Below are 26,354 nucleotides of genomic sequence, written 5' to 3' on the forward strand. Positions count from 1 at the left end.
GCCATGCTCGTCACCCTGACCTCGATCTCCGGCTCGCCAGGCGTCTCGACGACCGGCCTGGGCATCGCTCTCACCGCAGACTCCCGCAAGCTGCTGTACATCGAGGCCGATCCGATCGGATCGTCCCCGACGCTGGCCGGGTACTTTCACGCGCGCCGCCGGCACGACCGATCGATCATCCAACTGGTCGAGCCGAACAGGCACGGCCGAATAGGCCCAGCCTTCCAGCACCAAATAGTTAGAATCGGGCCGTTCGATCCAGAGGAGCCGACCAAGGCGCAAGGATGGTTCGTCCCCGGCCTGGTCAATGCAGCTCAAACGGAATCGATGAAGTCGACGTGGGGCCCGTTGGGGGCACATCTGGCGTTGTTGTCGAAACAGGGCGGCGGTGACCTGCTCGTCGACGCCGGTCGCCTCAATCTACGGTCCGGACATCAAGACCTGATCCGTCACAGTGACGTTATCGCCATAATGCTCAGACCGACCAGGACCGCAGTGGCAGCGGTTCGTGCTGGCTTGGGCCCACTACAGCAGCATCTGGAGAATACGAAGTCGCCGGCCAGCATCGGCCTCATTGTCAGGGGTACCGAGCCCTACAGCGCAGCCGAGACCGCCGCGGCGACCGGCCTCGACGTCATCGCAGTCCTTCCCGAATCACCGGTACACGCGCAAGTTTTTTCCGAAGGTGCCTCGCTCAGTAATTGGCGGCGACGTCGATCAAGCTATCTACGCGCAATCGACGGAACCTGGCAAAAGATCGAGCGCTTCCACGAAACGCACCAGCCCGTATGGATCGCCAACTCGCCATACAGCTCACAGCCCGCGTAACGAGCCGACAAGGCCAAAGGGAGAACACCCGCATGACCAACAACGCCCCCGACTTCGACTACGACGAGCGACCAGCCCTACCCGACCTACCGATGTTTGCCGCCGATCCGATCATCCTCGACGATGGCGACAACGAGATAACTCGTTACAGGAGCGGGCAATACGGCTCCTCATCTGCAGGTCTGCTCGCCGCAGCCGGCAAGGACGGTCGCCACTCCCACCCGGAACCCGAGCGACTCGAGACGGTCCCGTTCACATCGCCATCACCATTTCCAGCTGAGCGGTCGGACGTCGCGAGGACCAACCACCAATTGGTCAAGCAACTGACCAAAGAAGCATCCGAAATCCTCTCTCTCCGTAAGACCCAACGAGCAGATCAGGCCCTCAACCCTGAGCTGGGCGTCACTGCCATGACCCCGGACGAGGAGCGTGAGTCGGGCAGGCAGATCGTCATAGATCTCGTCAGCAAAGAAGTGCAGTCCGCGATCGACACCGGTCACGAACAGCTGAGCGTCCAAGAGGAACAGACGCTGGTCAAAGCGGTCTTCGACACGCTGTTCGGACTCGGCCCACTTCAGCCGCTCGTCGACGACCCGAACGTCGAGAACATCCTCATCAACGGCGACAGCGTCATTGTGATGTACCCCGACGGGAGTCTGCAGGCACGACCGCCGATCGCGGACAGCGACGAAGAGCTCTACGACTGGCTCACCAACCTCGCGCAGCGCGCACCCGGTGGTGGACGACCGTTCTCGCAGGTCAACCCCAACCTCCGCCTCAATCTGCCCGGCGACATCCGCTTGTCCGCGATGGGCTACTCGGTCCGCCATCCCAGTATCGCCATCCGCATGCACCGCCACAAGGATGTGACCATCGACAAGATGGTCGAAATGGGTGTTATGCCCCAACTGTTGTCCGAGATCCTCAGCGCCGCAGTCATCGGTGGTGCCTCCATCGTGATCTCCGGGCCCATGGGATCAGGTAAAACAACCAACCTTCGTGCGCTCGCCAACTGCCTTCCCCTGCAAACACGGATCGGCACAGCAGAGACAGAGTACGAACTGTTCCTCGACAAACTCGACGGTCGCAGACCGTATGTTGTTGCAGCCGAGGCAATCACCGGCGGCGGCGAACGAAACGAGCTGACCGGAGCGCTACGCGGCGCGACGACGCTGTCCGACATCCTTTACCAGTTCGTGCGAATGCAGCTCGACCGTGTCATCGTCGGAGAGGTAGCCGGCGGCGAGATCATCGACATGTTCAAAGCAATGCAGATGGCCAAAGGCTCCCTGAGTACCACGCACGCCGAGCATGCCGCCGGCGCGATCGACCGCCTCGTCACCTGCGCCCTCGAAGCAGGAGTGCCGGTCGAGTACGCCTACCGCCAAGTGGCACACCACATCAATCTGATCATTCAGCTGCAGACGGACTACGAATTTACCGACACCGGCGAGAGGCGTCAGGTCCGATTCGTCAGCGAGGTCATCCATATCGAGGCCGGCGAAAACGCCATGCCCGCAGTAACCAAAATTTACGAAGGAAAGCCGGGCGGGACCGGCGAATACGGAACTTTGCCCCCAGCTTTGCTCCGCAAGCTCTACGCAGGCGGTTTCAGTCCGAACCAAATCCCCATCAACACGATCACAGGTGGTGGGCTCTGATGTACACGTTCACGGCCGTCGGTATCGTCCTTGTCTTTGCCGCCGGGATGTGGTTTTTTGCCAACGGAATTCGCGATCGCCGCGACCCGACTGCGCCGACACGCCACCGCACCTCACGTGCGCGGATTGCCCGGCGGACAAAATTACTCCTCGCCATCGGAACTGCCGTCGGCCTTGCTGCATGGCTCCTCAGTGGATGGTTCGTACTCTTCCCCATCATTCCGATCGCAGCAGTAGGCGTCCCCTACCTACTCGGATCGTCAGCCGCCGCCGACGACATCGAACGCCTCAATGCCCTCGAAGAATGGGTGCGCAACCTGACTGGAGTGCTCGCAGCAGGATCCGGCCTCGAACAGGCCATCATCGCAACGCACAGGGGAATGCCTCAAGCATTGCGTCCGGAAATTACGAGCCTCATCACGCGCCTGCGTGGCAATGTGTCGATCGACGAAGCGTTGCTTCGGTTCGCAGACGATCTCGACGATTCCACCGGCGACTACGTGGTCGGTGCACTGCGGCAGGCAGCTCGCCTGCGCGGCTCCGGACTCACCGCAGCCTTGAAGCGACTTTCAGAATCGGTGGCAGAGAACGTGCGCAACCGCAGAACGGCCGAAGCGGAACGGCAAGGGCCCCGCACGACCGCTCGCGGGGTCACCGTCATCACCGTCGTTGTCATCGTTGGGTTGTTCCTGTTCACCAACTACATGGACCCGTACAAACAGCCCCTCCTCCAGCCCGTTCTGTTCCTCGAATTCATCGGTTTCGGCCTGGTGCTCGGGTGGATGAAGCGATACACCTTGCCAGTGAAATACCCCAGGTTCATCGGCACCAAGGACCGCGACGCAGCAAACACCGCACGTGAGAGGAGCGCAGTATGAACAACTTCGAGCTCTGGGCGATCGCCCTTGCCGCTCTCGCCGCTCTCGGCTTGATCCTCCTCGTTCTCCGCATACTGCCGGCCGACCCAGCACTCGGCGATGCCATGGAACGACTGTCCGGTGCAGCCCCGGACCCGTACACCGTCGACACCCGCGGCGGTGACGACCTCACCGGTTCGGATGCCCTGTCCTACAAGGTCGGTGCCCGCTTCTACCCGCGGCTGCGATCGCAGGCGTGGTTCAGGATCCCGACCGCGGACCTGGCGATCCTCCGAGAAACTCCACAAAAGTTCATCGGAGACAAAATCCTTTCCGCTGCAATAGGTCTGATCATCGCGCCGATTTCGATCGCACTCCTGGCGCTGTTCGGCATGGCAGTGCCCCTGACTTTTCCCGTAGCCGGTTCCCTCGTCCTGGCGCTGGTGGGATTCTTCGCGCCCGACGCCGACGTCAAGACTCGCGCCGCTAGTGCCCGACTCGAATTCACCCGAGCATTGGCGGCGTTCATCGACTTCGTTTCGTTGAACCGAAGTGGCGGCGTCGCTGCATTCCAAAGTCTCGAACGCGCTGCCGCAGTGGGCGATAGCTGGGTGTTTCTACGTCTGGATGCCGAGCTTCAGAAAGCGTCCCTCGCCGGACAGGCACCATGGGCTGCTCTGTCCAATCTTGCAGCCGAACTGGCGCTGCCGGAGTTGGGAGATCTCGCGGACATCATGACCTATACCGGCGACCAGGGAGCGAGCGTGGCCGACACTCTTGCCGCGCGGGCCGGAGCGCTCCGCAGTGCCCTGCTCTCGAAAGAACAAGGCGAAGCAGGAGCCAAAACGAAGAAGATGGACGCACCTCTCGGCACCTTGGCCGTGCTGTTCATGATCATGCTGATCGTGCCGGCCGGAGTGAACATCATGGGCGGCGTCTAGACCGAACAACCCGAATGCGTTGTCATTCAACGATCAACTACCAAGTTTGAGCTGTGCAAACACCGATCCGTGCACTTCACCTGCTCGAAGTGTCCGGTCTTGGCGATAGTCTGACCGGCATCCAGAACCGTCATAACCAGGGCTTTTACATATCGAAGGGAAACGTCACATGGCAGCATCGCGCACAATCGCAAACCGGATCGCAGCAACCACCGCAACACTGTTCGCATTGGCACTGTTCTCCTATACCCGGATGACCGAGCGCGCCGGCGGACGCAAAAGCGACAAGGGCTACAGCATGGAGACCGTCGTCATCACCGCCGGCCTCGTCATCCTCGCCATCGCTATCGTCGCCGGAATCACCGTGGTTGCACAGCGCTACCTCAACCGAATCCAGTAACCCCACCACTCGCCCAACGAGACAGGGGAGGACCAGCGTTGCTCACCGACACACATGTACCACTACGCGAATGGCTCACCCGCATACGTCGAGACGACCGCGGCGCAGCCCTCGAAACAGTCGTGGTATTCGGCGTCGTCCTACTGCTCTTCCTCATCGCAATCCAGGCAGCTCTCTACGCTCACGCACGGACCGTAGCGATTTCGACCGGTGAAGAAGCTCTACGACAAGCGCGATCGCAATTCGGCAGCGCTGCGGCCGGAACAGCGGCGGGCTACGCCTTCGCATCCACCGCCGGCCCGACGACCCTTCGAGCACCCGTCATTGTCGTCAACCGAGGCTTGCGAGAAGCAACTGTCCAGATCACCGGACAACCCATCCGCCTCATCCCCTTCTTCTCCCTCGACATCAATGTCAGCGAGACGCTTCCCGTTGAACGAGTCACTGCCCCAGGAACCAGATGAACACCGCGAACAAACTGCGCCAGCTGGCAGCCGCAGCCAGAGCCGACGACCGAGGATCGGCCCTGCAGACTGTCATCGTCGCCCCCGCCACACTGTTCCTGATCGCACTGATCGTCACCTTCGGCGTTCTCGCGCAAGCGCACCAGAAAGTAGTCCACGCCGCGAACGAGGCCGCGCGTACCGCCTCCATCGCGCGAACGGCGTTCTCCGCAGCCCCCGATGCGCAAGCAGCCGCGCGAAACGACCTGGCAGCACGAGGGCTCACCTGTTCCGCTCTCAACGTCAACACCGACCTCGGCGGATTCAGAACTCGCCCCGGCGTCACGGCTTCCGTCTCGGCCACCGTCACGTGCGTCATCTCCCTCGACGCACTCGGATTCCCGCAAGTCATGGGCTCACGGACCATCACAGCAACCGCGACTTCACCCGTCGACACCTACCGGGAGCGCGCCTGATGACCGAAGCACTACGCCGGGCGGTGGCCGCCTGCACACGGCGAGACGCGCACAACGACGCCGGAACCATCGCCATGTGGAGCGTCATCACAGCCATGGCGTTGCTGATCATGATGGGTCTCGTCGTCGACGGCGGCGGCAAAGTTTACGCCAAGCAGCGCGCCGAGCAAGTCGCTGAAGAAGCAGCCCGCGGGGCAGGACAAGCCATCATCGAACCACTCGCAGTCCGCGGTACCAACGTCGTCGTCAACCCGCTGACAGCCCAAGCCAAAGCCACCAAATACCTTGCCGCAGCAGGAATCCCCGGCGTCGTCGTGCAGACCGGACCGACAACACTGCTGATCACCACCACAACGACCTACCAACCCCGTGTCCTCGGTTTGATCGGCGTCGGGCCACAGCAGATCATCGGAACAGCCACCGTCAACCTGAACCGCACCAACCTCGGAATCCCCGGCACACCATGACCAATCGACCGCAGAGCAGACGAGTCGCAGAACTCCACGAGAAGACGGAGGACGTGATTCGACAGCTCGCGGCGCAACGCTGCACGACCCCGGCCACCCTGCAGCCATCGGAAAGGACACCCGCATGACCACCATCCGACGGCGCTTGACTGGTTTGCTCTACCTGATCGTCCTACTCGTCCTCGTCGTCGGAATTCCGCTCGCACTGTGGACATTCCGCGGCAACCCAATACCGACGACGCTGCCCGATCTCGACCAGATCAAAACAGCTCTGACCACCCAAGACGACGGATCACTCTTCCTCGGATTCGTGACCTGGATCGGCTGGCTCGCCTGGGCCACCTTCACCTTCAGCACCGTCATCGAACTCGTCGCAGCACTACGCGGCATCAAAGCACCTCAACTCCGAGGCCTCGGCTTCCAGCAGCGAAGCGCCTCCGTTCTCATAGGCGGAGCGCTCATGCTGGTAACAGCGGGCACCGCCACAGCCCAACCCCTCACCGCCACAGCACTACCGCTCTTCGACGCCCCTGCCCACTCGGCACCGATCCAAGTAACGCAACAAAGCCAACCGCATCCAGCAGAAGCCCCCGCCCGCCCCATCAACGGGGAAACCATCACGGTGCAGCAGGGCGACAGCCTATGGAAACTCGCAGAACGCCACCTTGGCGATGGCTTTCGATACACCGAGATCAAGCAACTCAACGCCGACGTCCTGACCGTCGACGGATGGCTGCAACCAGGATGGAAACTTCAGCTCCCCGCCGCCGCACCCACAACCGTCGACGGGGCCTACACAGTTCGAGAAGGCGACAGTCTCTGGAGCATCGCCGAGCAACATCTGGGTGACGGACACCGCTACAAAGAAATCATCAACGCCGACGGAACTGCACCGTCGACAATCATCCACGTCGGCCAGCAGCTCACCGTCAACGATCAAACCGCCGAGACCGTCACGCCCGAACCGGGTCCGGTTGCTTCCCCCGACCCGGCCCCGGTTGCTGCCGCTCCTGTACCTGCTGCTGTGCCCGAACCGACCGTCGCTCCTGAACCGGCCCCGGTCGCTGCCGCTCCCGAACCGGCTCCGGCTGCCGCTCCTGAACCGGCCCCCGCAGCAGCGCCTGAACTGTCCTCCGCTGCACCTCTCCTGGGTGGCACCGACGTTCCGGAACAAGCGGAGATGGTTCCGGGCGGTGACGAACAGGCTCAGGCAGAAGCGCAGGCCGCTGCCGCCGCCGCTGCGAAGATTTTCGGCATCGAACTCAACAGCGCTTCGTCACAGCTACCTGCTCCGACAGCGGCGGCTCCTGAGCCAGCGCCTGCTCCAGCAGCCCCTGAGCAGGCAGAGGCCCCCGCCCCGTCGGCGGTTCCTGAGCCAGCGCCTGCTCCGGTGGCCGCCCCTGAGCCAGCAGAGGCTCCCGCCCCGGTGGCAGCTTCCGAACCTGCTGCTGAGTCCGCGGGCGCAGATGTTGTGGCACCCGGGCCGGCACCCGCTCAAATGCCTGCTCCAGCGCAGACGTCGTCACCCAGTCCTGCTGCAGCTCCCGCCCCGACTCAGCCAGCCACCCAGATCCCACTGAATACATCGACGACAGACCCGGTATATATCGCCGCCACTGCGCAGCCAAGCGATGTCTCCGAGGATCAGAACAGCACATTGTGGCTCGGTATCTCAGCCCTAGCGGCCATCGGACTGGCTGGGGCCTTCGGGCTGCGCCGGCACCGTCAACAGCACGATCGCCGCAGAGGCGAGACCCTCCCTCAAACCTGGGGCGCTGCAGCAGTTGTGGAAGAACAGATTCATTCTGCAGCGGACAACAACGTCCTCACGCGGCTCGACGAAGCACTGAGGACTATCGCCGAACACGCTCGGACACAGGGCAACGCACTGCCGGCATTACTCGGCGCATTCATCGGTCCCGATGCGGTGGAGCTAGTAATCCTTGATGACTCCGTACTGCCGGACCAGTGGCTCAGATCAGAGACCGGCACCTGGACCCTCCCCGCCGACGTCCGGATCGCCCCAGCACCCACCACAATCAGCCCGTACCCCACGCTCGTGACACTCGGTTCCACAGACGACCGAACCCAAGTTCTTCTCAACCTGGAAGAACTCGGCTACCTCGGCGTCTCAGCTTCACCAGAGCACGCCCGCGGCACTCTCCAGGCCCTGGCCCTCGAACTCGTCGAATCCCCGCTCGCCGACAATCTGCACCTGACGCTGATCGGTTTCGGACAGGAGCTCCCCGAACTGTTCGGCAACGGTCGAATCGAGCACACCGACCAACCAGGCGAAGTGCTGGCCAGACTCGCCCGACAAGCCGAACGTGACCAAGACACCCTCGTCGAACAACACATCGACAGCATTGCAGCGGCCCGTTCGATCTACGACACAAGCGAAATGACCGCCCCCGAAGTAGTTCTCATCGCGAGTCAGTTGACGGCCGACCAACAGCAATCACTCGATCAGATCCTGGCCGCCACACCGCGCGTGGCGTTCGCTGCCGCCAGCACCGCCAGCACCGCCAGCGAGAACACCCAGGCCGCGTGGACACTCGACATCGTCGACCGCAACACCGCAAGCCTTGTCAAACGAGACACCGACGGCGGCTTCGCATTCCAGCCAGCATTTCTCGAGCCGGACCAATATGAAGGCATTACCGCCTACCTCGCGACCGCCACACAGCCAGCTATCCCCACAGAGTCGTCCATGCACGACCCCTGGGCTGCAGCCGAAATCGACGCACACCTCACCGACGCCGAAAGCGCTGAGACCTTCCTCGACTCCGTCACCACGATCGACCCCACCGACCAGCTGCTGCTGAACGGAACTACCGCATCGGAGACCGCCCCCGACGTCACAAACGTTCCGACCTACAGCCCGGACGCCGCGCAGTGGACATCCCCAGAAGCGATCAGGTACGACGACCAGGCCCCACCCATCGCTCCTGTCGCTGGTGACGTACCGGCCCCGGGACATCTCTGGCTCCATCTTCTCGGGAAACCAGCAGTCACCACCCCGACCGGGGAGCCACCCAAGGACGGCCGTGAAGTACTCCTAACCGAGATCGCCGCTCTTCTCTCCATCCACCCGGGAATCAAACACGACTCCATCGACAAAAAGATCTGGCCTGCAGACAATTTCGACAAACTCCCTCTGGAGGATCAGCCGAAAAAGAAGGCGACACGACGCCAGAACTACCTCTCGAGACTGCGAAATTGGTTGGGAGAGACAGAGAACGGTGAGCAGGCATTTCCGAAGCACGGCGACCGCACCGGCCGCACCGGCTACCGACTGCACCCCGATGTCCGATCGGACTGGGACTACTGGCAACAACTGATCGACACCACTCCGGCCGCCGCCACCGATGCGGAATTGCGGACGGCTGCAGAACTGGTAAACGATCAACCATTCGCCGGGACACGGTCAGACCGTTACGGGTGGGCACGAAACCTACAGCAGCACATGATCTCGACCCTCGCGGATGCCCTCGAAGAGCTCGCCACCAGACAAATAAAGACCGGAGATCTTTCCGCCGCGCTCACCACCGCAAACCGCGGCGTCACCGTCGAACCGTTCCGAGAAGGTCTCTGGAGACTGGCGATCATCGCTACCCACGGGAGCGACGAGATCAGCAAGACCCAGGAGCTGATCGACCAACTGCTCGCGAACCTCGCCGACATCGATGTCGACCCAGAACCCGAAACCGACGAACTCTTGCGCGCCCTCGCGCAATTCCACAATGGCGGCAACGCCCTCTACCGGATCGGAGCAATAGCCAGTTGATAGCAGTCGCGTCAATCGAGGTGTCTGAAGTGTCCGGTAAGCACGTTACGGTCCAAACAGCCGCACCATTATCGTTATCGCAGTACAACGCACAGAACAACGTAGGGGGTCCACGATGATCAGCACACGACGTCGCACAGGCGCGGCAATCCTCGCAGTAGCAGCCGCTGCAAGCATCAGCGTCGCATGCGGGAGCGGTGACATTGAGGCGACCCCCGTAACGACCACCACGCAGCCGGTCCTCACGGGACCAGAGGGCGTCGAAAAGTCCCCGGAACAACAGGCGACCGAGCAGGCAACAGCAAAGGTGAATGAGTTCTTCGCCGTTCTCGCGAAGGTCGAGAGCGATCCTGCTGTAGACATCAACATGCTGGACTCTGTTGCGAGTGGAAAGATCCTCGATCAGTTGAAGGCAAACGTGAACCTGCGCCGATCTCAAGGAATTGTCTCCACGGGTGCTGCGACTGTCGCAGATGCATTCGTGACGGAACTGCAGGCACCAAAGGATGCTGACGGGAACCCAATTAAGGAAGAAGCGTCGGCAACATTGCGAGTCTGCATCGACAGCTCGAACTATGACCAGATCCGTCCGGACGGCACGAGTGTGCTCCCTCCTGACCGAGTCCGGCGGGAGCTGGGCAAGCCGACTCTGGAGAACGTGGCGTGGCCAGATTCATCAGGCTGGCGCATTGTTTCCGATGCAGTGACTTCTTCGGGTACCCCATGCGACGCACCATGATCGACGGTTTGGCAAGTAGGCAACTGGAATCCATAAGGGCGGTGGGTCATGCGTAAGCCGCTTGGGGTTATCGCATCAGTGCTTCTAGTTGGAGTGTTCAACGCGAACCCAGTATTTGCGCAGCCGGGGATCGGCACCGGAACTGGCGGTGCCTTCGGCGGAGGCTTGGGTGGTTCGACAGTTGTGGTCGAAGGTACGTACACGAGTGTGCCGTCAGGGGGTGGAACGACTGGATCCGCGCCAGCTGCTGTGGGCGGGGGAGGTGGTGGGAGCGCCGCGCCGTCCGGACCGCCGCTCGAGTTCGTTCCGTCGACTGACGCCGCCAATATGACGCTTGTTCGAAATGCTGATAGTGGTGCCCCGATGGCAGTGAACGTCGTTAATGATGACGGCACAACATGGTCCTGCGAAGCGGCCGGTCCGTGTGTTCAAATTCCGGACGTTGGGGTGCCGGCTACGCCTCCGGTGGTCGACGTTATGACCGTTGTCGGCCAAGCGGTTACGGCAATGCAGTTGGATCCGCCCGGAATAGGCATCACCCCGAACCCCGCAAACACAGGTGCTGTCGGCCTGGTTGGTCTACCCGGCTGGTTCTGGGTCGCTGACCCACGGGAATCGACAGTCGGCCCCGTGACCAGAACTGCAGCAGGACCGGGTGTCATAGTTTCTGCTACAGGGGTCAATACGTCCGTGGTCGTCAATTGGGGGGACGGATCCGTGCCGTCGGTGTGCCCAGGTGCGTTACTGCCCTTCACGCCGTATACCGATGTTGCACAAGGGCTTCCAAGTCCGACGTGCGGCAATATCGTTTATCACAAGACGTCCACTACCGAGCCCGGTGGGACATTCAAGGTCTCCGCGACATCGAATTGGCTCGTCACGTGGACAGCGACGACACCCAACGGGACGGTCGGTGGAGTCATACCCACGCCGCTGACTTCGCGTACTGAAGTTCGGATTGGTGAACTGCAGGTCCTGGTCACAAATTAGAGCCGTGCGCCCCCGCTCCTCGGGTGCGAAATTGAGTCACTCCAGGCTTACCGGTTTGTAGGCTGGTGGAATGCCTGAACGGTTGACTGTCAACGTCACGATGCCACCGGAATTGGCTGGGGGGCAAGTGCAGGCCTACCTGGAAGAGTTGGGGTTCGAGGTCGCCCACACGTCCGCGCCCGATGTGTGGGCGTTAACCGAGCCGGCTGCCAGCATGGACTGTGTCGATTTTATGACCGTTCGCACCCTGTCGGGTTCGGAAGCGGACGTCGATGACGAGCTCGTCGACCTCCCGCAAGACCCTTACGTCTCCAGGCTGGACCATGGGCGAGTCGTTGAGGAGCGCCTTCGCGCGATCAGACAGATGAGCGCGGGTGCGGTGGGATCGTTCCTGTACGGACTCCAGCTACCTGTCATCACCGCCAGCGATCGAGCCTTGTCCGCGGCAGTACAGGACGCGAGTAGGGAGTTGGCCGGAACTTCGGACGACGATGACGAGCATCCGTTCGACCGGCATGCTGTCCACGTTGTTCGCTATGGCAACGCCACGCACCGTCGGATCAGGTTTCCTGGTTTCGTGTTACGTCTGAATCAGGACCCCGAACTTCTCGACGACATACGACGCGGGCCGATCGACGTCGATGAGACCATTTTCGCGTCGGGATCGTCGATCCTGAGCAGTGTCTTGATTCCCGCGAGCCATCTCGGTCCGTTGTTGGCCGCACGGTCTCCATGGGTATGGGCGTTTCAAGCGAACAGGGTGTCGGGTGCGGTGATTTTCACTCTCGGCACAGATATTGTCGGGAGGTCTCCTGTTCCGTACGAAGCGCATCAGGTACTTCCCCGATCACCAGTGGGTCGCCTTCCCCAGCGGCAGGAGCCGCCGGCACCGGAGGCGTGGGGTGCGGCCGTCGCTTGGTGGGTTGCTCAGATGAACTCTGTTCTCGGGCATCTCCTGAACCCATGCCTGTTCGCAGATGCTGACGGTGACTACCTCCCCTATGCGCAGCAGAACCGGTTGATGGAATTTGCGGATCTTCTGCAACGAGTTACCTCGACGCTGCTATCGCTGCACGACGACTACGCAGCCGGAGTTCTGATGTGGTCAGCAATGGACCTGATCGAGGCGACCTGGCTTTCATGGGATCTCACGGCACTGTGCAAGCCCTCGGTTGCGGCGAAAGCGCTGCAGCAAGTTCGAGAACGTATGCCTGCTGATGTTCAGTCCGTCCTGCTTCCGTACGCGGCTTTTGGTGTGGAAGCGTTGACCGAAGTGGGGGACGGGTTCTTCATCAAGAATTACCGTAGGTCGGAGAAGGTAATTCTGAAGCTGCCCGGTGGAGCGGACAAATCCCTGTCACTCGATGACGCAGTGAGTCAGTTCATGCGTTTGCGCAGGAACACTACACACGGGTTCGACAAACCTGATCCCGTCCGTGACCGACTTTTCGCGCAACACAACGGCCGGCTGCCGGCGACACTGATGTACCTGCCGCTGCTGTACTTGATGTACATCATGTCCGATCCTGATGACCTGAGACGTCGTCTGCTCCGTCGATCCGCTCGAAGACGCAGGACGCAGTGAGAGGTGTTCACACACGTTGCCGGTGGTGTGCTGAGACAATATTGCGGTGAGTGTCATGGTGCGCCGGCTGATGGGTGCGGTGTGGCCGACGAGGTTCGGCGCAGCCGAAATTGATGTCGAAAAGGGGGCGCTAGCAGTGGAATCGAACGACCGGGGTGGGCGCGAAAATGCTTCACCGGACTCCGCTGCTGGCGAAGAGATGGCGTCCGAGCTCAACCCGGTGAGTGTCGAGCTGAATCCGGCGGCAATCGAGATGGTGCACGCGAGCATCGAACGGACGCTGGATTCTCAGGAACGCCGAGTGACGAGCATCGATCAGCGCGGGGGTGTGCTGCTGGGATTCGCGGGCATTCTGGTGGGGATCGTGTTGCGCAATCCCGCGGGGATCGGTGTGTGGGAGGTTGCGGGTGCTGCCCTGGCCGGTGCGGCGGCAATCATGGCGGCATTCGTGATTGCACCCAATACCGCGTCGGGGCTCAATCCGGAAGTGGTGTTGGAGGAGTATTCGACAGTCGATGAGACGACGGGCCGGTTCGAGATCGCGTCGACACTGGTGTCGATTTATCAGGTGACAGAGATGCGGCTTCGGAGCAAGCTGATGCGGTTGCGGATCACGACGGGTCTGTTGGCTGGATCTGTGCTGGTGTTGCTCGTGACGGCTATCATTCGGATGTAGGAGGACATCATGGCTACGGTGAACGAGCAGCAGAAACCTGATCGACCGGTGGGCTCGGCGAGCCCGGCGACGGCGTCGCGGCGTCGCAAGGTGGCCTTGCGTCCCAATCCTCGGCTGGTGGGCAACTACGAGGGCAGTTCCCGCACGATCGACGAAGTGCGACGCCAGATAGAGAAGCAGCAGGGGGCGTCGGCGTGACGGCCTCGAAAGATCAGAATCCGCCGGCGGGGTCGTCGGCTCCACGTGCCAGCGCGCGCCCTGTGGTGGTGGTCCCGACATCGGCTGCGGGTGATCGCACCATTGTTCGGGCAGCACCCAACGAGAGAGCTATCCGCAGCATCACTGCGGGGGCTGCACCTCAAAATGTGCGGTCCGCTGTCCGCCGCGAGCACTAATTTCGCGCGCACGCCTTTGCGCTGTGTCGTAGATGATCCAAAATTGGGCTAGCAGACGGTGCCAAACGTGTTCGTCCAGGTCGCCGATCTGCAGCGTCGACTGTGTCTGCTCCCGATCACGCTTGGCCGTTACCTGGGCAGCTGTGGTGATCGATGCAGCAGCGGGGGAGGGCTTACGATGCGGCCACCGACCCGCGTCGAGTGCTCGATGTAGTAGTCGAGCATCGGGTGAAACTCGGCAGGGTAATCCCTTAGCCAAAAGCTTGCACGGTGTTCGACGAATTTCGACGCAAACCCCGCGACACTCAGACAGCGGTGGTGTGGGCAACCGGACCGCATGTATGGATCTCATAGCGATACTCCATTGCCGCGTGTCCGAACGGCGAGGACCAAACGTGGCACAACCAGCCATTGCTTACGACTTTGCGACGGACTCCTGTCACGGGCGGCGAAGTAGCCCTGCAGGTGTGGAAGCGTACGCGGGGTCGTTGAACACGGCGCTGTCTTCGCCGACATGCTCCGCAACGCCAGCGGGGGGTGGCCCGAGGATTTCAGTTTTGATGCAGCCTTTGGTCGAGTCGAGCCAGGTACGGGAATCGGCCCCAAGTCGAAATGGATGGGCCATGTCGTTGGAAATGATGTTGCGCATGATGTTGTACACCGCCGAATTGGGTTGCCGGGCCAGGAGCTGATTCATCAGCGATTGCCGGGTGGGCACCAGGTATTGCGGTTTCTTTCCTGTTGGGGACATGCACTCGAGCATCACGTTGGTCGATGCAATCAACTTCACGAGCTGGATAGCCGTTGCTCGCTTTTCCTGGGCGATGGCCACATTGACGGAAAGTGCGTCGGTATAAAGCGGTATCCCCACTTTTTCGATAGGTTCGGAGCTCAGCGGCATGACTGAATAGGTCGAGGCGTCGACGTTGTCGATGAAGTGGAAGATTTCGGTCAAGCCTACGAAGGCTCGACCGATCCGCTGGTTCCATTTCGTGATTCGGTCGTAGCCCGAGTCGGGATATGTCGCCTGGGCGTACCCGGCGATGTTTCGCAGCACCTGCATGTCGGCGAGGCCTTGCTGATCGAGTCCTGGACAGGGGGGAAGGGCGGGAGTGAGCGGAAACTGGCCCGACTCCTCCATGACGGCCTGCTCGTACATGCACGCGACGGTCGTTCCCCCAGTAAAATCCAACAGCATGCCTTGACCCTGCGCGGGCCAGACTGCTTTCGGATCCCCGTCGCCGAGGATTTTGTGTAATTCTTCGACAGTCATCCCCGGCGCACCCAGTGCTGCGTCAGTGAGACGGCGAATCAAAATTTGCATGCACCCTAAATACGGTATTCCTTGATACTCCGAGGATTCCGTTTTCAGCGATGCGAGAGACCACGGGTAAAAGTCTGCGGTGCCGTCGATATCGAACTCGACACAGAACTGACGCATGTGATCAGCGAAGATGCAGTCGTAGGCAAAAACGTCCACAGTGGACGGCGGATCGCCTTTGTAACAGTCGTAGGTGTAGACGAAATTGAGAGCGACATCCGGTTGGACGCTGTGCCACGCGGCTCTGATGGTGGACTCGAACCATTTCGGTTCGGGCGTGTACGGGTACAAGGCGACGTTCAACGTGGATGCGTCGCTGGCTGGAGGTGGCTGGTTGGTGGGGCCGGAATCCTTGTTCAAACTGCGTCCGAACTCGGTACTGGTCACTGCACACTTCCCGTCATCACACTGTCTGCAGGGGAACGGCGATTGCCTCATACAGTCGCATGATTTTCCGAAAGTGGCAAGGATCACATTTACTTACCCTCGATCCACGGACTGAGGTGACCCACTGTGGTCGATGACCGAATTGTGGGGTCGGGACTGGTTGGGCGTGTTTCGTCCGCTGGTCTACCCAGCATTTCCACGATTGTCGTTGCTCGGGCCGAGTCGGCGGGTCGGGTGAGGATCAGGCGGGTGTGGGTGGGCTGATGCCAATGATGTTGCGCCATAATTGAAGCCACGCATCGAGCCACGGCCAGTGTCGCGGCAGGTGCAGTGTGGGTGTGCGTTGTGGCCGCACGAAACGCGCGGCAATGTTGACGATTTGCGCCGTAGCGTTATTCCGCGAGCTTTCGCGTGACGCCCGCCGGAGACGGTTCCGGCGGCGCGCAGCAGGTTGTGGGCGATCGCTGCGCACTGCACCCAGGCAGAGCTCGCGCCAAACGATCCTGACGGCATGTGCGCGAGCGGTCCGTCGATCAGATCCGAGAACACAGTCTCGATGACCGCGTGTGCACGGTGGACGACATCTGCGGTCGTCGTCGGCAGGGTGCTGTTGGTAAAAAACGGGTGATACCGCCACACCGGAAACAATGCATCGCGGTAGCGGGCGTCTTTGACCCGCCGCACGATCAACCGTGCAGAAACAGGATACGCGGTGGAAGAGAAAGCGGTGAACGATGTTTCGGCGACCTCGGCGTCGGAGATCCAGCCGTCGGTGTCGGGGTCGCGGACCGCTCCCGGGTAGCGCACGGGCGTCCACGCGGTGTCAGGGATGGAGGCGATCGCTCGTTGGACGATTCGGTTCTTGATCAGTACGAACGAGAACTTGATGCAGGCGCGTACGACGCGGCTGTTGCCGTAGGCGGAGTCGCCGCGGACCATGATTTTCCCGCTGGCGAGACTGGATGTCGCAGCTCAGCCCTAGTCATCCGGGCGAGCACGGGTGGCCCATTCTAAGTCGACTCTCAGCCCGGTCGCCTGCCCTCCGTACGATCAAGGGGGTGCTGACCGATCCACTGCCGAATTCCGGCTCACTTGAGCGCTATGAGGCTTTGCCCACGATTCTCCAGCTGAGGAGCTACCTCTCGGAGATCCAGGCGGAGCCGACCGAGTGGATCTCGGTTCTACGGAATCGAGGGAGCGGAATCAAGTACAGCTCGCTTCAACCTCTTCTGGTGGCGACATCGGACCAGCGCAAATTCCTCGCCACTACCGATTGGTCCATCAACGACCTCGGCGAGCCCAGTTACAGCTCTGATCGCCTCCCGGCCTTCCGCGACGGCTTGACCTCCAACCCTGATGGCTACGACCTTCATCTGTTCGTCAACGTGTCCTGGGTGCCATCGGCAACCACAGAACCCGTTATCGAATTCACGCCGTCGTTCGTATGGTGGTTGGGCCTGATCACGCGATCGAACGAGACAATGTATCGAACTAATCACGCGGGCCGCGATGAGGAGGTCGTCGAGATCGTCAGACCGAATCCTGGTGAATACGAGGTTCGAGTCAATGCACGGCACCTCCGAAAGTATCTCGCGGCCCGGAGCATGAGCCTGGTGATCCAGCACGCCCATTCTCGGGCTGACGACAGCGTGCATGAAGCTCGGATCGACCTTGAGATTCGCACCAAAGACGCAGCGTTCGCCTACACGGCGTGGGACGCGTATCGGGGGCCTGGTTTCGTAGCGCAGTTGGTTGGGAAACAGGCAGTTTTGCCGTTCGCGTCCGCTGGCGAGCACCCCGACGATCTGCAAAGGCCTGAGCGGTTTCAATCGTTCATCGTTGACATCGACCCCTCGACCGGCGACGAGGTTCGTTTGAGTTGCGAGCGCGATGAAGCGAACTACCTCACCCCAGTCTTCTTCGACACGGATGTTCTGACCCGATACCGCGACAACCCAGACCGCTACACGGTGCTGCGGACCGATGTCTCGTGCCACGGTCGGTGGGCCATCGATGTCGACATCAACGGTGCCAACCTCGTCCAGGTGTGGCTGGGACACCTCATCCGGCTACCCGAGACCGAGCGAGAGCACTGGCTCACACACAACGTCCCGCCGAACGGTGGAATAACCATCACACGTAGCGTGCGGGACCTAGCGGGCCAGTGGGTAGAGGACGAACGCCCTGACCCTGCTCGGCTGAGACGAGCTAAGGCAGAACTCATCGAGGCGTTCACTGGCTACTTCGGTGAGTCGTTGTACAAGCAACTCGGCCCGGCTGACCTCCGTGCGTTCGATGCCTTGGCATTGTGTACCAATCCAACCGAAGGCCAAAGCGACAACGGTGTCATGGTTCTGTCGAAAGGGATCGTGGATGCACTCGATGTCAAGACTCTTCGAGAGTCCTCGGGCGCGGACACGAATAGTCCTTCGCTTGCCTGCCTACAGCTACTCGTCGAGAACTTGGGTGCCGACCCGAATGGTCTCGTCGGACCCCTACGCCAGCTTCAGGGAATCCGATCGGCAGGCTCGGCCCACATGAAGGGCACGAAATTTACGACTGCGCTGTCGGCCGCAGGACTGAATTCTCTTCAGCCGGACAAACAATTCGAGACAATCGTAGATCGGGTTACGATGGCTCTGCAGGGCTTGTCCGAGCTGTTCCGAAGGACGCCCCCGCAAGTGTGATGGTGCCGGTCATTTTGTTCCAGTCTCGCTCTGATCATGGGTTCGCATTGATCTCACCCCACGCGTCTAACGCGTGTTGGTAGGTCGCCACAGCACCCGATTCAGTCGGAGCATCGCAGAGCGCGATCGCAGCCCTGGCAAGCGACGCGAGCGCAAGATCTCCCAGATCCAAGATCGCGTCGTCGCCATGACTGAGCAGAGTAAGCATCGTGGTAGCCATCATCTTCGGATGTTCCAGGACTTCAGCGGGCTGAGGCTGGCCCAACTCGATCAAGGCCAGCGCTTCGAGAAACATCGGTACAGCGAACGCCACCCTCGGATTGATTGCGCTCATAGCGTGAAGGTTAGCAATCGGCCGAATACCGGATGTTCTGGAGAATCTCTGAGACGGTGGAGGTATGACATCGAAACGTACCTCCGCCGGCGACAAACGCGCCCGCAAGGTCCAGCAACGTCGAAAGCGACTTGCACAGCAAGGGGTCTCACGTGAGCAGCACGCTGCGCTGGTGCTGCTCACGTGAGCAGCACGCTGCGCTGGTGCTCGAGCGCAGCGGTGATCCCTCGTTCGTGCAACGGCGCACCAACGCCGACGGTGGGCGCACTCTGTCGTGGAGCAAGGACATGGTGGGTGGTGCGGAGCTCAACGACTCTCTCGAAGAGCAGCGACAGGCGTTTCGGGACAAGTTCGGCCGAGATCTCGGGCCGAACGATCCATTGTTCTTCGACCCAGCTGCTGACACGCCGCAGGAGATCAGTGAGGAGAACTTGTTGGCGGACGTGGACTCCCTGATCGACAAGGCCCGCGAAGCAGGGGAGAACCCCGCCTACTTCCAAGCATGGCGCGACACCGGGTTCTTGCTCACCGAACACAACATGCATCTGTTCTCCGCGTCGGATATCGACGAATGGAACGCGGCGCTCGAACGGCATTGGGACGAAGCGGCATTCGGGCCGTTCGACGATGCATCTTAGGACCTACGGCATGTTCGGGCGGCTGCAGCGAGTCCGAGAGCGGTGGTGAAATTCCCACGCCGCTGACCGCGCGCACTGAAGTCGGATGGGCGAACTTCGGGTTTTGGTCACCAGTTAGTGCTGTGTCGCGTCGAACGGCAATTGCACCCTCGCACTATTTGCGCTCTAATTATGTACATGACTACTTTGCCGGTCGCGGATGCGCGTGCGCGTCTGTCCAAGATTGTGGACGATGCAGAACAAACCCACGCCCGGTATGAGATCACCCGTAATGGGCACCGGGCTGCTGTGTTGCTCGCTGCCGACGATTTCGATGCGCTGCAGGAGACCATTGCAGTGCTATCGGATCAGGAACTGCTGACATCTCATCTTCGGGGCGTGGCGGAGCTGCCTGAGGGTGACAGTCTCGATGCGAAGGAGTTGGCCGAGGTCATGCGGGTCGCTGGCCGGTCTACCCGCGCGTGAGTGAGCCTGAAGCGCCGTATCGGCTTGTGATTGCTCGATCAGCGTCTCGCGCTATCAGTCACACTCTTCCCGAGAAGGTCGCCGCTGCGGTGTACGAGTTCATCACCGGAGCATTGCTGGAGAATCCGCAGCGGGTCGGGAAGCCCCTGGCCCCGCCGCTTTCGCCCGCCTACAGCGCCCGCAGAGGCACCTACCGGGTTCTCTATCTGATCGACGCCGGGCAGCGCATCGTGCAGGTCACCGCGATCTCACACCGGTCAGATGCCTACCGCTGAGAAGATTGCGTAGCTACCGGATTATGTTGCGGAGATCAAGCCTCGTAGGCGTAAGGCTTCCACCAATGGTGGGTGGGTCGCGGTCTCCATCCAACCAGATTTTCGGTCCGCCTTGCTGCCGAGTGAGTCGGATACTGCGCTTCGCAGAATTCGGAGGGCATCTTCGATCGCCTCGCGATCGGCGTGATCGCGATCGAACCAACTCATGTCCGCGCCGATGACTCGTTCGTACTGCACCAGGGCACCATCCTTGTTCACTCCCGCTGTCTCCATCAGATCTAGTGAACCGATCGAGAAGACCAGAGCCCGAGTGATCGTTGTCGGCATTCCGCGCCGGTTTGCTTGGTAGACGGTCGGATCGACAATCCGGCCCATTGCCGGAATCCACAACACTAGGTGTCCTGTCCACCATGTGTCCGACTCCCATTTCGGTGTGCGGCTTCCCAGCTCCACCCACTGCTCGTCCGACCACGCCACCTGCCCGTACACGACCAACGGCTCAGCCTCGATCCCGTAGTCACGCAATGCCGGAATCAGGCAACGCACCGCAGCAATGCAGGTGCCGGAAAAACCGCCCTCGGTGTAGGCCTGCCAAATCTGGCAATGCCGGTCGATGATCTGCACTTCTGCCGGTGCAGTCACGCCAGGATTCGCAGGGGGACGGATCCCCGCTACCGGTGGTGTGACGTACCCGGCCCGCTGCGCCCATTCTGGCAATGCAGCGGCTCCCGGACCGCTACGCGATCGCCCTGACCCCTTGCCTGCACCCTTGCGTTTCTTGCTCACCGGTGACATTTAGACGCTCCCAACCCACCTCGACTCTCTGCCCCGTCGCAGGAGTTTCGCGTCCCGACCGTACCGGCCAGGTACGACACTTCCCGCACGCTAACGATCACATCCCTGTATTCAGGTTGACATGGTTGACATGACGCGAACAGCCGGGGATGATCAGGGTATGTCCACTGTCGAGAAGGATTTCGAGGTCATGGCGCACCGGCTGGTCGAGGCCAGTGGCGCGCCGGACGAGCGTGATCTGGCGTATGCAATAGCGGGCCTCGGCGGCATCGTCAACGGCCTCAAGGCGCGTCGCGCGTGGAGTGAGCACGTAGGGGAAATCTTGACCCCCAGTCAGGCCCTCGACGTTGCGGGTTGGACGCGTGCTGCCTTGAGCAAGGCTGTGAAAGAGAACCGCGTTCTTCGGTTGACCGGCAGCAACGGCAAATACGGCTACGCCGCCGCAGGCTTCACCGATGCCCAACCGGCGAAGCCGATTCTCGGCATCCAAGAGGTGCTGCGTGTGTGGGCGGGGCAGGACCCGCGTGGATGGTTGGCGGTCGCGTGGCTGACTACCGAACAGCCAGAGCTCGACGGCCGTACACCTCGGCAAGCACTTCTCGACGGGGACGTTCCTACGGCTGCTCGCGCTGCCCGGGCTGCGGTCAGTCGGCTTGCGGCGTGAGCGCTGAACGCGCCGTCGTTCATCTGTTCGAGCCCAAGCCCGTCGGTGAATTGGCGGAGCGATTTCCGTCGTGCGTCTACCCGGCTGGGGCCGAGCTGTTTCGATCGCATCAGGCCAGTCTGGGACCGTGGTGGTACTCATCGAATGGCGGCGGCAGGTTCGACCTCGAAGCCCCTGATGGGACTTGCTACCTGGCCGAAGACGAAGTGGTCACTCTCCTGGAGATTTTCGGTGGCCAACAGGTCGTGCCGAGATACGAGGTCGATGCGCGTGCAGCGTCGACGATCACGTTGGATGCTGATATCAGGCTCGCTGATCTGACTGCGAACACCGGTGTCGCGCTCGGAGTCACGGCAGAAATCTTTACTACCGCCGACTATCCGCTGACGCAGCGGTGGGCGGCCGCGTTACGGGAGGCCGGGTTCGAGGGTCTGCGGTACTGGGCCCGCCACGACCTCGAACATGCCCGGCGGTGCATTGCACTGTTCGGGCAAGCGGGGGTGGCAGGCGAGGAGCATCGTCATACCGTCCAGGCCACGGTCACCCTGTCTGAGCGAGCGGACCTGCTGGAGCGGTGGCGTGAAGAAACTGGTGTCGCGATCTTGGACGTACCAGATCTGTTGTAGCGATCGTGGTCAACCGCCCGCAAGGTATTGCTAACGAAACTTACAGTAAGTACTGTAAGTCTCATGAAGATCAGCGCACGTCCTCTGCTCGACAATTCCGTCGACGCCGAACTGTTCGTCGGCCGGCGAGACGAACTCGCCGCGATATGGGACGGATTGAACGCTGAGCTCAACGTTCTGGTGACGGGGGACCGCGGCACAGGCCGAACGTCGCTGCTTAGACAGCTGCAGCTCGACAGCCGAGAGCCGTTCACCGGTGCCCGCCGCGAAGGCGACTTCCCGATGAGCTTCGTTCGGGTCGAGGGGATCTCGGACGGCCGTGACGTGCTCGCCCGCGTCGTAGAACAGGTCACCGGCGAACCGGCAGTCGACAGTGACGGGCCCGACGTCTTGCTGCGGCGATTGAGTGACTTTCGCCTGCAGTTCATCGACGCCACGCTTCGGAGGTGGGCAGCAGAAAGCGACGACGGCACTGCTCCGCTTGGGACGCGGCTGTATCCGGTGATCATCGTCGACGACGTCACCGCATCGGCCGGGCACGCACTGTTCGGGCGGTACCGCGATGAGGTGTGGGCGACGGGATACCTGTGGGCGGTGTCGGTGCGTGAAAGTGACCGTCAAGGTCTCCTGACTCCGCCTGCAGATGCATTCTTCGAGAAGATCGTCGACGTACCCCCGCTCTCGAGAACGGAAAGCATCAAGTTGATCACTCGCCGCGCGGGAATCGACATGGAACCGCAAGCCAGCACCCTCGCTGATGCGGTAGGGCGAAACCCCCGAGATCTGGTAAGTGCTCTGCGGGGATTCCTGCAGGACCCCGGGTCGTACGAGGACAACTACCTGGCCCTCGCCGATAGAGACAATGCGCTCTGGGCTTTGGGTCGCCCAGCGTCGATGCTGGCGGCCGAAATGAAGGTGCGGGGCCCGGTCAGCGCATCGGATGAAGACTTGCTGGCCGCGTTGGGGTGGACGCGTCCTCGTGCTGTACAAGTCTTCAAGCAACTTTACGAGAAGGGGCTGGTCCGGAGCAGCGAAGTCTCGTCAGGTCCCGGGCGGCCGCGGCGGGTGTACGAGTTGACTCCGCCGGCGGAATGGCTGCGGACCGAACACGCTGATCCGGAGGACCAGAAATGAGTGACGCCCTACTGCGTCAATTGCGGGACTCGAAGGCCTTCGACCCGTCGCCGGATCCGGATCGTATGTGGCAGGTCCATGTGCCGTTCGACGTCCTCACTGGCCCCGTGAGTGGTGACTACGAGCAGCGCTTCATGGACGCTGTTCGGCGGCGTGAGCGTGTGGCTCTGATCGGTGCCAGTGGCTCGGGTAAGTCCTCGATCACCGAGTACGTGATGGACGCTCTTCACTCCGAAAACGTTGCAGCACTGAGGATCAGGATGGGATTTCAGACCGACTCCCTCGTCTCCGATCCGGCTGAATTCCCGCGTCTGTTGGTCAACACCATCGCCAAACAGCTCGACGAGAACCGGGCAGTCCAGAAGATTGCTCGGGAAATGCGTGGAGGTTCCCCACATCGACCGGTCAAATTCTCGGTTGGTCTCCCATGGTTGGCCGGCAATCTCGCGATCGAGCTCGGCAGCGTGGTGAACGAACCATCGCAAGGTGAGGATGTCGTGGATCAGGCCATCAGGGTCCTGGAACTGATTTCGCGCAGTGGCTTGATTCCGACGCTCGTGCTCGATGACACGGACCAGTGGATACGTCGTCCAGGTATCGGCGTCGATCCGGAGCCGCGGATCGCAATGTTCTTCGGCTTGACTCTGAGGATGATCGCCGAGCGACTTCCGGCAGCATGTGTCGTCGCCGTCCATAACGACTACATCGACAGCCCCCACTACAAACAGGCTCGCGAATACCTGAACACGCGAATCACCCTGCCCGCCTTAGCTAATTCAGCCGCGCTGGGGTCGATCATCGGTAGGCGGGCCCGCCAGGCCGCGGGAAATCCGAATCTCGGCGCGGTCGACGTCATCGACGCTGACGCCCTCCAGCATCTCTTCGACCACTACGGGGCCGGTCGCAGTGTCCGCCGGGAGCTGGTCGTATTGCAGGATGCGTTGGTACGAGCGTGTTCTGCAGTAAGTGAGACCATCGCCGCAGCTCACGTCGTCGCTGCGATCGCTGCAGGCTAGGACACGACTACCGGCGTAGGTAGTTCGCAAAATGCATCGCCTGAACTGCAATTCGGGTTTACCAACCCCTTTGCAGCTTCAGTAGTAGGTGTGAAACTGCTTGGCCCTGTCCACCGCATCGAGGACCTCAGCGTCGAGGCCTTGAGCTTCTCGTTCGATCGCGTTTACCCGTCGCTTCATGCCTGCTCTGGCGAGCCACGGCGACCACATCAGTCGACTGAGCTGCGCTGCTGACAAGCGCACACATCGCCCCAGCGCAGTGTTGATTCCCCCGGCTTCTTCCTGACCGTCTTTCTGCTTTACGTCGTCGTCGCTCGTCAGGCGCGCCACAGTGGCCAGTTGGATGTACAAACGCAGTGGCCGTCGCGGAACCCGTGCAATGATCGCGGCCGTCTCAAGCTCGCGGACACTGTCCTTGAAGTGCTGAAACGACGGATCAGTGGACGACGACCCTGCCCATCGGGTGCGTTCGGTGCTCGCCAAGTGCCGGAGAACCTCGCTACGCAGTTGACGGCGTTGCTGACTGCCGATCAGGTACTGGCCCGCAAAGGATCCGATACCGAGAGCTCCGATAATCGAGGCCACACCACTGATATCCATTTCGTAACAGTATTCGGATCCAGAACTTGGGGTCGGTTGACGCAACGTGAGTGGTGAAAAAGGAGAGATTTTTCCGTACCTATTGCGCCTCACGCGGCAGCAGATGTTCCGACTCCCGAATATTTGCCGGTGCTCGAAGTGTCCACCTCCGCAGGCATAATCGTGGACTGTTGGAGCCGATCGACTTTGGAATGGCGAAATTCCTCGCCTAGGGACGGTAGTGCTTCGGTCGCCGACAGATGGTCGGATCCGCGCGTGCGAATCGGAGTAGAAGGCAGTCCTATGTGGCGATGGACCGGAGAGAGTGTGACATGACGGTTGCCGATCAGAAGGTTTCGGAGCGGGAGAATGCCGAGCATCGCGCGCGTCCTCCGCAGAAACGTGCGCAACGGACCCGTGACGCGTTGATTACCGGTGCGGCTCGAACCATCGCATGTGGGGGAAGCGGCGTCACGGTCAACGACCTGATACAGGCTGCAGGGGTGACCAAAGGGGGCATGTACTTCCACTTCCCATCGAAGGACGCTGTTGTTCATGCAGTGGTCGACCAGGCTGCTCGACAATGCGAGTTCCTCCGGGCGCATCGCCCGTCTACAGGAGACACTGTGGCCGATGTTCAGGACTTGCTCGGCGGCTACTTCACTCATGCGAAACGGTATTGGTCTCTGAGGGCAGCAGCGGTGTTGTGGACCGACCTCCACTACGAGGACGTCGCACGGGCCGCGACCTACCACCCTCTCAGGGCCGCGGTCCTGGCCCTTCTGACCAGCAACGGCAGGCTGCCGACGATATCGGTGGACACTGCCGATGCTGTCATGGCCATCGTGTGCGGCGTGACGACCACCGCCGGGCCGGGGGGCTTCGGTGACGGCGGCGATCTCGACACCGTCCTGCGGTTGACGGGGCCCGTGATCGCGGCTGCCGGTGCAGTGGCGGTATGAACAGCGGTGGCGGGGACTCCGGGAAGCCTTGATCTCCGCCGGTTACCCGCGGCCGGTAGTGGGCGACGAGCCGGGCCAGCTCACGTTGTCGTGGGGCACCGGTGTCGGCGTACGAGAGATGTGTGTGAGCCCTTCAGGGGTGGTCGCCCGGACACCGGACGCGGTCTTTGCCTTGGGCCTGTTACGTCAGTCGGCAGCAGACTGGGTATCGCCGCTGCACCCGCTG

General features: G+C 61.4%; 26 protein-coding genes and 2 pseudogenes. 23 read left to right on the top strand and 5 right to left on the bottom strand.

What is annotated here, in order from left to right; translation table 11 throughout:
* The first annotated feature begins 3 nt into the window (after positions 1 to 3).
* The 13 genes from CH249_RS13560 to CH249_RS13615 all read left to right on the top strand — a co-directional run bounded on the left by CH249_RS13560 (position 4) and on the right by CH249_RS13615 (position 14,048).
* Positions 4 to 828, top strand: a complete 825-nt coding sequence (locus tag CH249_RS13560; RefSeq protein WP_015586073.1) for a hypothetical protein — start codon at positions 4 to 6, stop codon at positions 826 to 828.
* Positions 789 to 2,489 carry a CpaF family protein gene (locus tag CH249_RS13565; RefSeq protein WP_080730058.1) on the top strand — a complete coding sequence of 567 codons (1,701 nt, stop codon included), beginning with the start codon at positions 789 to 791 and terminating at the stop codon, positions 2,487 to 2,489. The genes CH249_RS13560 and CH249_RS13565 overlap by 40 nt, the downstream gene beginning before the upstream one ends.
* Positions 2,489 to 3,367 carry a type II secretion system F family protein gene (locus CH249_RS13570; RefSeq protein ID WP_052047795.1) on the top strand — a complete coding sequence of 293 codons (879 nt, stop codon included), beginning with the start codon at positions 2,489 to 2,491 and terminating at the stop codon, positions 3,365 to 3,367. Before CH249_RS13565 ends, CH249_RS13570 begins: the two co-directional genes overlap by 1 nt.
* Positions 3,364 to 4,287, top strand: a complete 924-nt coding sequence (locus tag CH249_RS13575) for a type II secretion system F family protein (RefSeq protein WP_032364991.1) — start codon at positions 3,364 to 3,366, stop codon at positions 4,285 to 4,287. The genes CH249_RS13570 and CH249_RS13575 overlap by 4 nt, the downstream gene beginning before the upstream one ends.
* 169 nt (positions 4,288 to 4,456) lie before the next feature.
* Positions 4,457 to 4,687 (top strand): hypothetical protein, encoded by a 231-nt coding sequence (locus tag CH249_RS13580; protein WP_015586077.1) that lies wholly within the window; start codon positions 4,457 to 4,459, stop codon positions 4,685 to 4,687.
* A gap of 38 nt (positions 4,688 to 4,725) precedes the next feature.
* Positions 4,726 to 5,151, top strand: a complete 426-nt coding sequence (locus tag CH249_RS13585) for a type II secretion system protein (protein ID WP_015586078.1) — start codon at positions 4,726 to 4,728, stop codon at positions 5,149 to 5,151.
* Positions 5,148 to 5,606, top strand: a complete 459-nt coding sequence (locus CH249_RS13590) for a TadE family protein (RefSeq protein ID WP_015586079.1) — start codon at positions 5,148 to 5,150, stop codon at positions 5,604 to 5,606. Before CH249_RS13585 ends, CH249_RS13590 begins: the two co-directional genes overlap by 4 nt.
* A complete protein-coding gene (locus CH249_RS13595) occupies positions 5,606 to 6,073 on the top strand; it encodes a pilus assembly protein TadG-related protein (RefSeq protein WP_015586080.1) in 468 nt (155 codons plus the stop codon). Before CH249_RS13590 ends, CH249_RS13595 begins: the two co-directional genes overlap by 1 nt.
* 124 nt (positions 6,074 to 6,197) lie before the next feature.
* Complete coding sequence (locus CH249_RS28625) at positions 6,198 to 9,860, top strand: LysM peptidoglycan-binding domain-containing protein (protein ID WP_015586082.1); 3,663 nt, start codon at positions 6,198 to 6,200, stop codon at positions 9,858 to 9,860.
* Positions 9,861 to 9,975: 115 nt separating this feature from the next.
* On the top strand, positions 9,976 to 10,599 hold the full coding sequence (locus tag CH249_RS27580; protein ID WP_015586083.1) for a hypothetical protein: 624 nt from the start codon (positions 9,976 to 9,978) through the stop codon (positions 10,597 to 10,599).
* Positions 10,600 to 11,659: 1,060 nt separating this feature from the next.
* Complete coding sequence (locus CH249_RS28205) at positions 11,660 to 13,174, top strand: hypothetical protein (protein WP_015586085.1); 1,515 nt, start codon at positions 11,660 to 11,662, stop codon at positions 13,172 to 13,174.
* A 46-nt stretch (positions 13,175 to 13,220) separates the two neighbouring features.
* Positions 13,221 to 13,850 (top strand): hypothetical protein, encoded by a 630-nt coding sequence (locus CH249_RS13610; protein ID WP_139278539.1) that lies wholly within the window; start codon positions 13,221 to 13,223, stop codon positions 13,848 to 13,850.
* Between the two features lie 9 nt (positions 13,851 to 13,859).
* Positions 13,860 to 14,048: a hypothetical protein gene (locus tag CH249_RS13615; RefSeq protein WP_015586087.1), complete on the top strand. Its 189-nt coding sequence runs from the start codon at positions 13,860 to 13,862 to the stop codon at positions 14,046 to 14,048.
* A gap of 636 nt (positions 14,049 to 14,684) precedes the next feature.
* On the opposite strand, the gene bcmE is transcribed toward CH249_RS13615, so the two are convergent.
* Complete coding sequence (gene bcmE, locus CH249_RS13620) at positions 14,685 to 15,953, bottom strand: thiamine pyridinylase (protein ID WP_032364993.1); 1,269 nt, start codon at positions 15,951 to 15,953, stop codon at positions 14,685 to 14,687.
* A gap of 241 nt (positions 15,954 to 16,194) precedes the next feature.
* A pseudogene (locus CH249_RS13625) lies at positions 16,195 to 16,901 on the bottom strand (transposase); the annotation flags it as partial.
* A gap of 110 nt (positions 16,902 to 17,011) precedes the next feature.
* Here CH249_RS13625 and CH249_RS13630 point away from each other — a divergent pair.
* A complete protein-coding gene (locus tag CH249_RS13630; RefSeq protein WP_052049375.1) occupies positions 17,012 to 18,640 on the top strand; it encodes a hypothetical protein in 1,629 nt (542 codons plus the stop codon).
* 34 nt (positions 18,641 to 18,674) lie between these two features.
* Here CH249_RS13630 and CH249_RS13635 read toward each other — a convergent pair whose 3' ends face one another.
* Positions 18,675 to 18,974, bottom strand: coding sequence for a hypothetical protein (locus CH249_RS13635; RefSeq protein ID WP_015586093.1), 300 nt, complete (start codon positions 18,972 to 18,974; stop codon positions 18,675 to 18,677).
* Positions 18,975 to 19,126: 152 nt separating this feature from the next.
* Here CH249_RS13635 and CH249_RS13640 point away from each other — a divergent pair, with 152 nt between their 5' ends.
* The 3 genes from CH249_RS13640 (at position 19,127) to CH249_RS13650 (ending at position 20,352) form a co-directional block, all read left to right on the top strand.
* On the top strand, positions 19,127 to 19,612 hold the full coding sequence (locus tag CH249_RS13640; protein WP_094683354.1) for a hypothetical protein: 486 nt from the start codon (positions 19,127 to 19,129) through the stop codon (positions 19,610 to 19,612).
* 177 nt (positions 19,613 to 19,789) lie between these two features.
* Positions 19,790 to 20,077: a type II toxin-antitoxin system Phd/YefM family antitoxin gene (locus CH249_RS13645; RefSeq protein ID WP_230591632.1), complete on the top strand. Its 288-nt coding sequence runs from the start codon at positions 19,790 to 19,792 to the stop codon at positions 20,075 to 20,077.
* Positions 20,078 to 20,103: 26 nt separating this feature from the next.
* Entirely contained in the window at positions 20,104 to 20,352 is a 249-nt protein-coding gene (locus CH249_RS13650; RefSeq protein ID WP_371828030.1) for a type II toxin-antitoxin system RelE/ParE family toxin, read from the top strand.
* 21 nt (positions 20,353 to 20,373) lie between these two features.
* Here CH249_RS13650 and CH249_RS13655 read toward each other — a convergent pair whose 3' ends face one another.
* Complete coding sequence (locus CH249_RS13655; protein WP_032364994.1) at positions 20,374 to 20,994, bottom strand: hypothetical protein; 621 nt, start codon at positions 20,992 to 20,994, stop codon at positions 20,374 to 20,376.
* A gap of 313 nt (positions 20,995 to 21,307) precedes the next feature.
* On the opposite strand from CH249_RS13655, the gene CH249_RS13660 reads away from it, so the two are divergent.
* The 4 genes from CH249_RS13660 (at position 21,308) to CH249_RS13675 (ending at position 24,587) form a co-directional block, all read left to right on the top strand.
* Positions 21,308 to 21,811, top strand: a complete 504-nt coding sequence (locus tag CH249_RS13660) for a hypothetical protein (protein ID WP_015586098.1) — start codon at positions 21,308 to 21,310, stop codon at positions 21,809 to 21,811.
* Positions 21,808 to 22,437, top strand: coding sequence for an RES family NAD+ phosphorylase (locus CH249_RS13665; protein ID WP_015586099.1), 630 nt, complete (start codon positions 21,808 to 21,810; stop codon positions 22,435 to 22,437). Before CH249_RS13660 ends, CH249_RS13665 begins: the two co-directional genes overlap by 4 nt.
* 63 nt (positions 22,438 to 22,500) lie before the next feature.
* Complete coding sequence (locus tag CH249_RS13670; RefSeq protein ID WP_015586100.1) at positions 22,501 to 23,571, top strand: ATPase AAA; 1,071 nt, start codon at positions 22,501 to 22,503, stop codon at positions 23,569 to 23,571.
* Positions 23,568 to 24,587, top strand: a complete 1,020-nt coding sequence (locus tag CH249_RS13675) for an ATP-binding protein (protein ID WP_032364995.1) — start codon at positions 23,568 to 23,570, stop codon at positions 24,585 to 24,587. Before CH249_RS13670 ends, CH249_RS13675 begins: the two co-directional genes overlap by 4 nt.
* Positions 24,588 to 24,665: 78 nt before the next feature.
* Here the strand turns inward: CH249_RS13675 and CH249_RS13680 are convergent, their stop codons facing one another.
* Positions 24,666 to 25,187, bottom strand: a complete 522-nt coding sequence (locus CH249_RS13680; protein WP_015586102.1) for a hypothetical protein — start codon at positions 25,185 to 25,187, stop codon at positions 24,666 to 24,668.
* Between the two features lie 311 nt (positions 25,188 to 25,498).
* On the opposite strand from CH249_RS13680, the pseudogene CH249_RS28745 reads away from it, so the two are divergent.
* Positions 25,499 to 25,717: pseudogene (locus CH249_RS28745) on the top strand (TetR family transcriptional regulator); the annotation flags it as partial.
* A gap of 75 nt (positions 25,718 to 25,792) precedes the next feature.
* On the top strand, positions 25,793 to 26,128 hold the full coding sequence (locus tag CH249_RS28420; RefSeq protein WP_230596322.1) for a hypothetical protein: 336 nt from the start codon (positions 25,793 to 25,795) through the stop codon (positions 26,126 to 26,128).
* Positions 26,129 to 26,354 lie beyond the last annotated feature (226 nt).

It is taken from the genome of Rhodococcus sp. 05-2255-3B1 (assembly GCF_002258545.1).
In the GTDB taxonomy this organism is placed as follows: Bacteria; Actinomycetota; Actinomycetes; order Mycobacteriales; family Mycobacteriaceae; genus Rhodococcoides.

Excerpts from the sequence above, each read along its gene's own strand:
- CH249_RS13560 (WP_015586073.1), top strand. The coding sequence starts at position 4 with ATGCTCGTCACCCTGACCTCGATCTCCGGCTCGCCAGGCGTCTCGACG.
- CH249_RS13565 (WP_080730058.1), top strand. The coding sequence starts at position 789 with ATGGATCGCCAACTCGCCATACAGCTCACAGCCCGCGTAACGAGCCGA.
- CH249_RS13570 (WP_052047795.1), top strand. The coding sequence starts at position 2,489 with ATGTACACGTTCACGGCCGTCGGTATCGTCCTTGTCTTTGCCGCCGGG.
- CH249_RS13575 (WP_032364991.1), top strand. The coding sequence starts at position 3,364 with ATGAACAACTTCGAGCTCTGGGCGATCGCCCTTGCCGCTCTCGCCGCT.
- CH249_RS13580 (WP_015586077.1), top strand. The coding sequence starts at position 4,457 with ATGGCAGCATCGCGCACAATCGCAAACCGGATCGCAGCAACCACCGCA.
- CH249_RS13590 (WP_015586079.1), top strand. The coding sequence starts at position 5,148 with ATGAACACCGCGAACAAACTGCGCCAGCTGGCAGCCGCAGCCAGAGCC.
- CH249_RS13595 (WP_015586080.1), top strand. The coding sequence starts at position 5,606 with ATGACCGAAGCACTACGCCGGGCGGTGGCCGCCTGCACACGGCGAGAC.
- CH249_RS28625 (WP_015586082.1), top strand. The coding sequence starts at position 6,198 with ATGACCACCATCCGACGGCGCTTGACTGGTTTGCTCTACCTGATCGTC.
- CH249_RS27580 (WP_015586083.1), top strand. The coding sequence starts at position 9,976 with ATGATCAGCACACGACGTCGCACAGGCGCGGCAATCCTCGCAGTAGCA.
- CH249_RS28205 (WP_015586085.1), top strand. The coding sequence starts at position 11,660 with ATGCCTGAACGGTTGACTGTCAACGTCACGATGCCACCGGAATTGGCT.
- CH249_RS13615 (WP_015586087.1), top strand. The coding sequence starts at position 13,860 with ATGGCTACGGTGAACGAGCAGCAGAAACCTGATCGACCGGTGGGCTCG.
- CH249_RS13635 (WP_015586093.1), bottom strand. The coding sequence starts at position 18,974 with ATGAGCGCAATCAATCCGAGGGTGGCGTTCGCTGTACCGATGTTTCTC.
- CH249_RS13645 (WP_230591632.1), top strand. The coding sequence starts at position 19,790 with ATGACTACTTTGCCGGTCGCGGATGCGCGTGCGCGTCTGTCCAAGATT.
- CH249_RS13660 (WP_015586098.1), top strand. The coding sequence starts at position 21,308 with ATGTCCACTGTCGAGAAGGATTTCGAGGTCATGGCGCACCGGCTGGTC.
- CH249_RS13670 (WP_015586100.1), top strand. The coding sequence starts at position 22,501 with ATGAAGATCAGCGCACGTCCTCTGCTCGACAATTCCGTCGACGCCGAA.
- CH249_RS13675 (WP_032364995.1), top strand. The coding sequence starts at position 23,568 with ATGAGTGACGCCCTACTGCGTCAATTGCGGGACTCGAAGGCCTTCGAC.
- CH249_RS13680 (WP_015586102.1), bottom strand. The coding sequence starts at position 25,187 with ATGGATATCAGTGGTGTGGCCTCGATTATCGGAGCTCTCGGTATCGGA.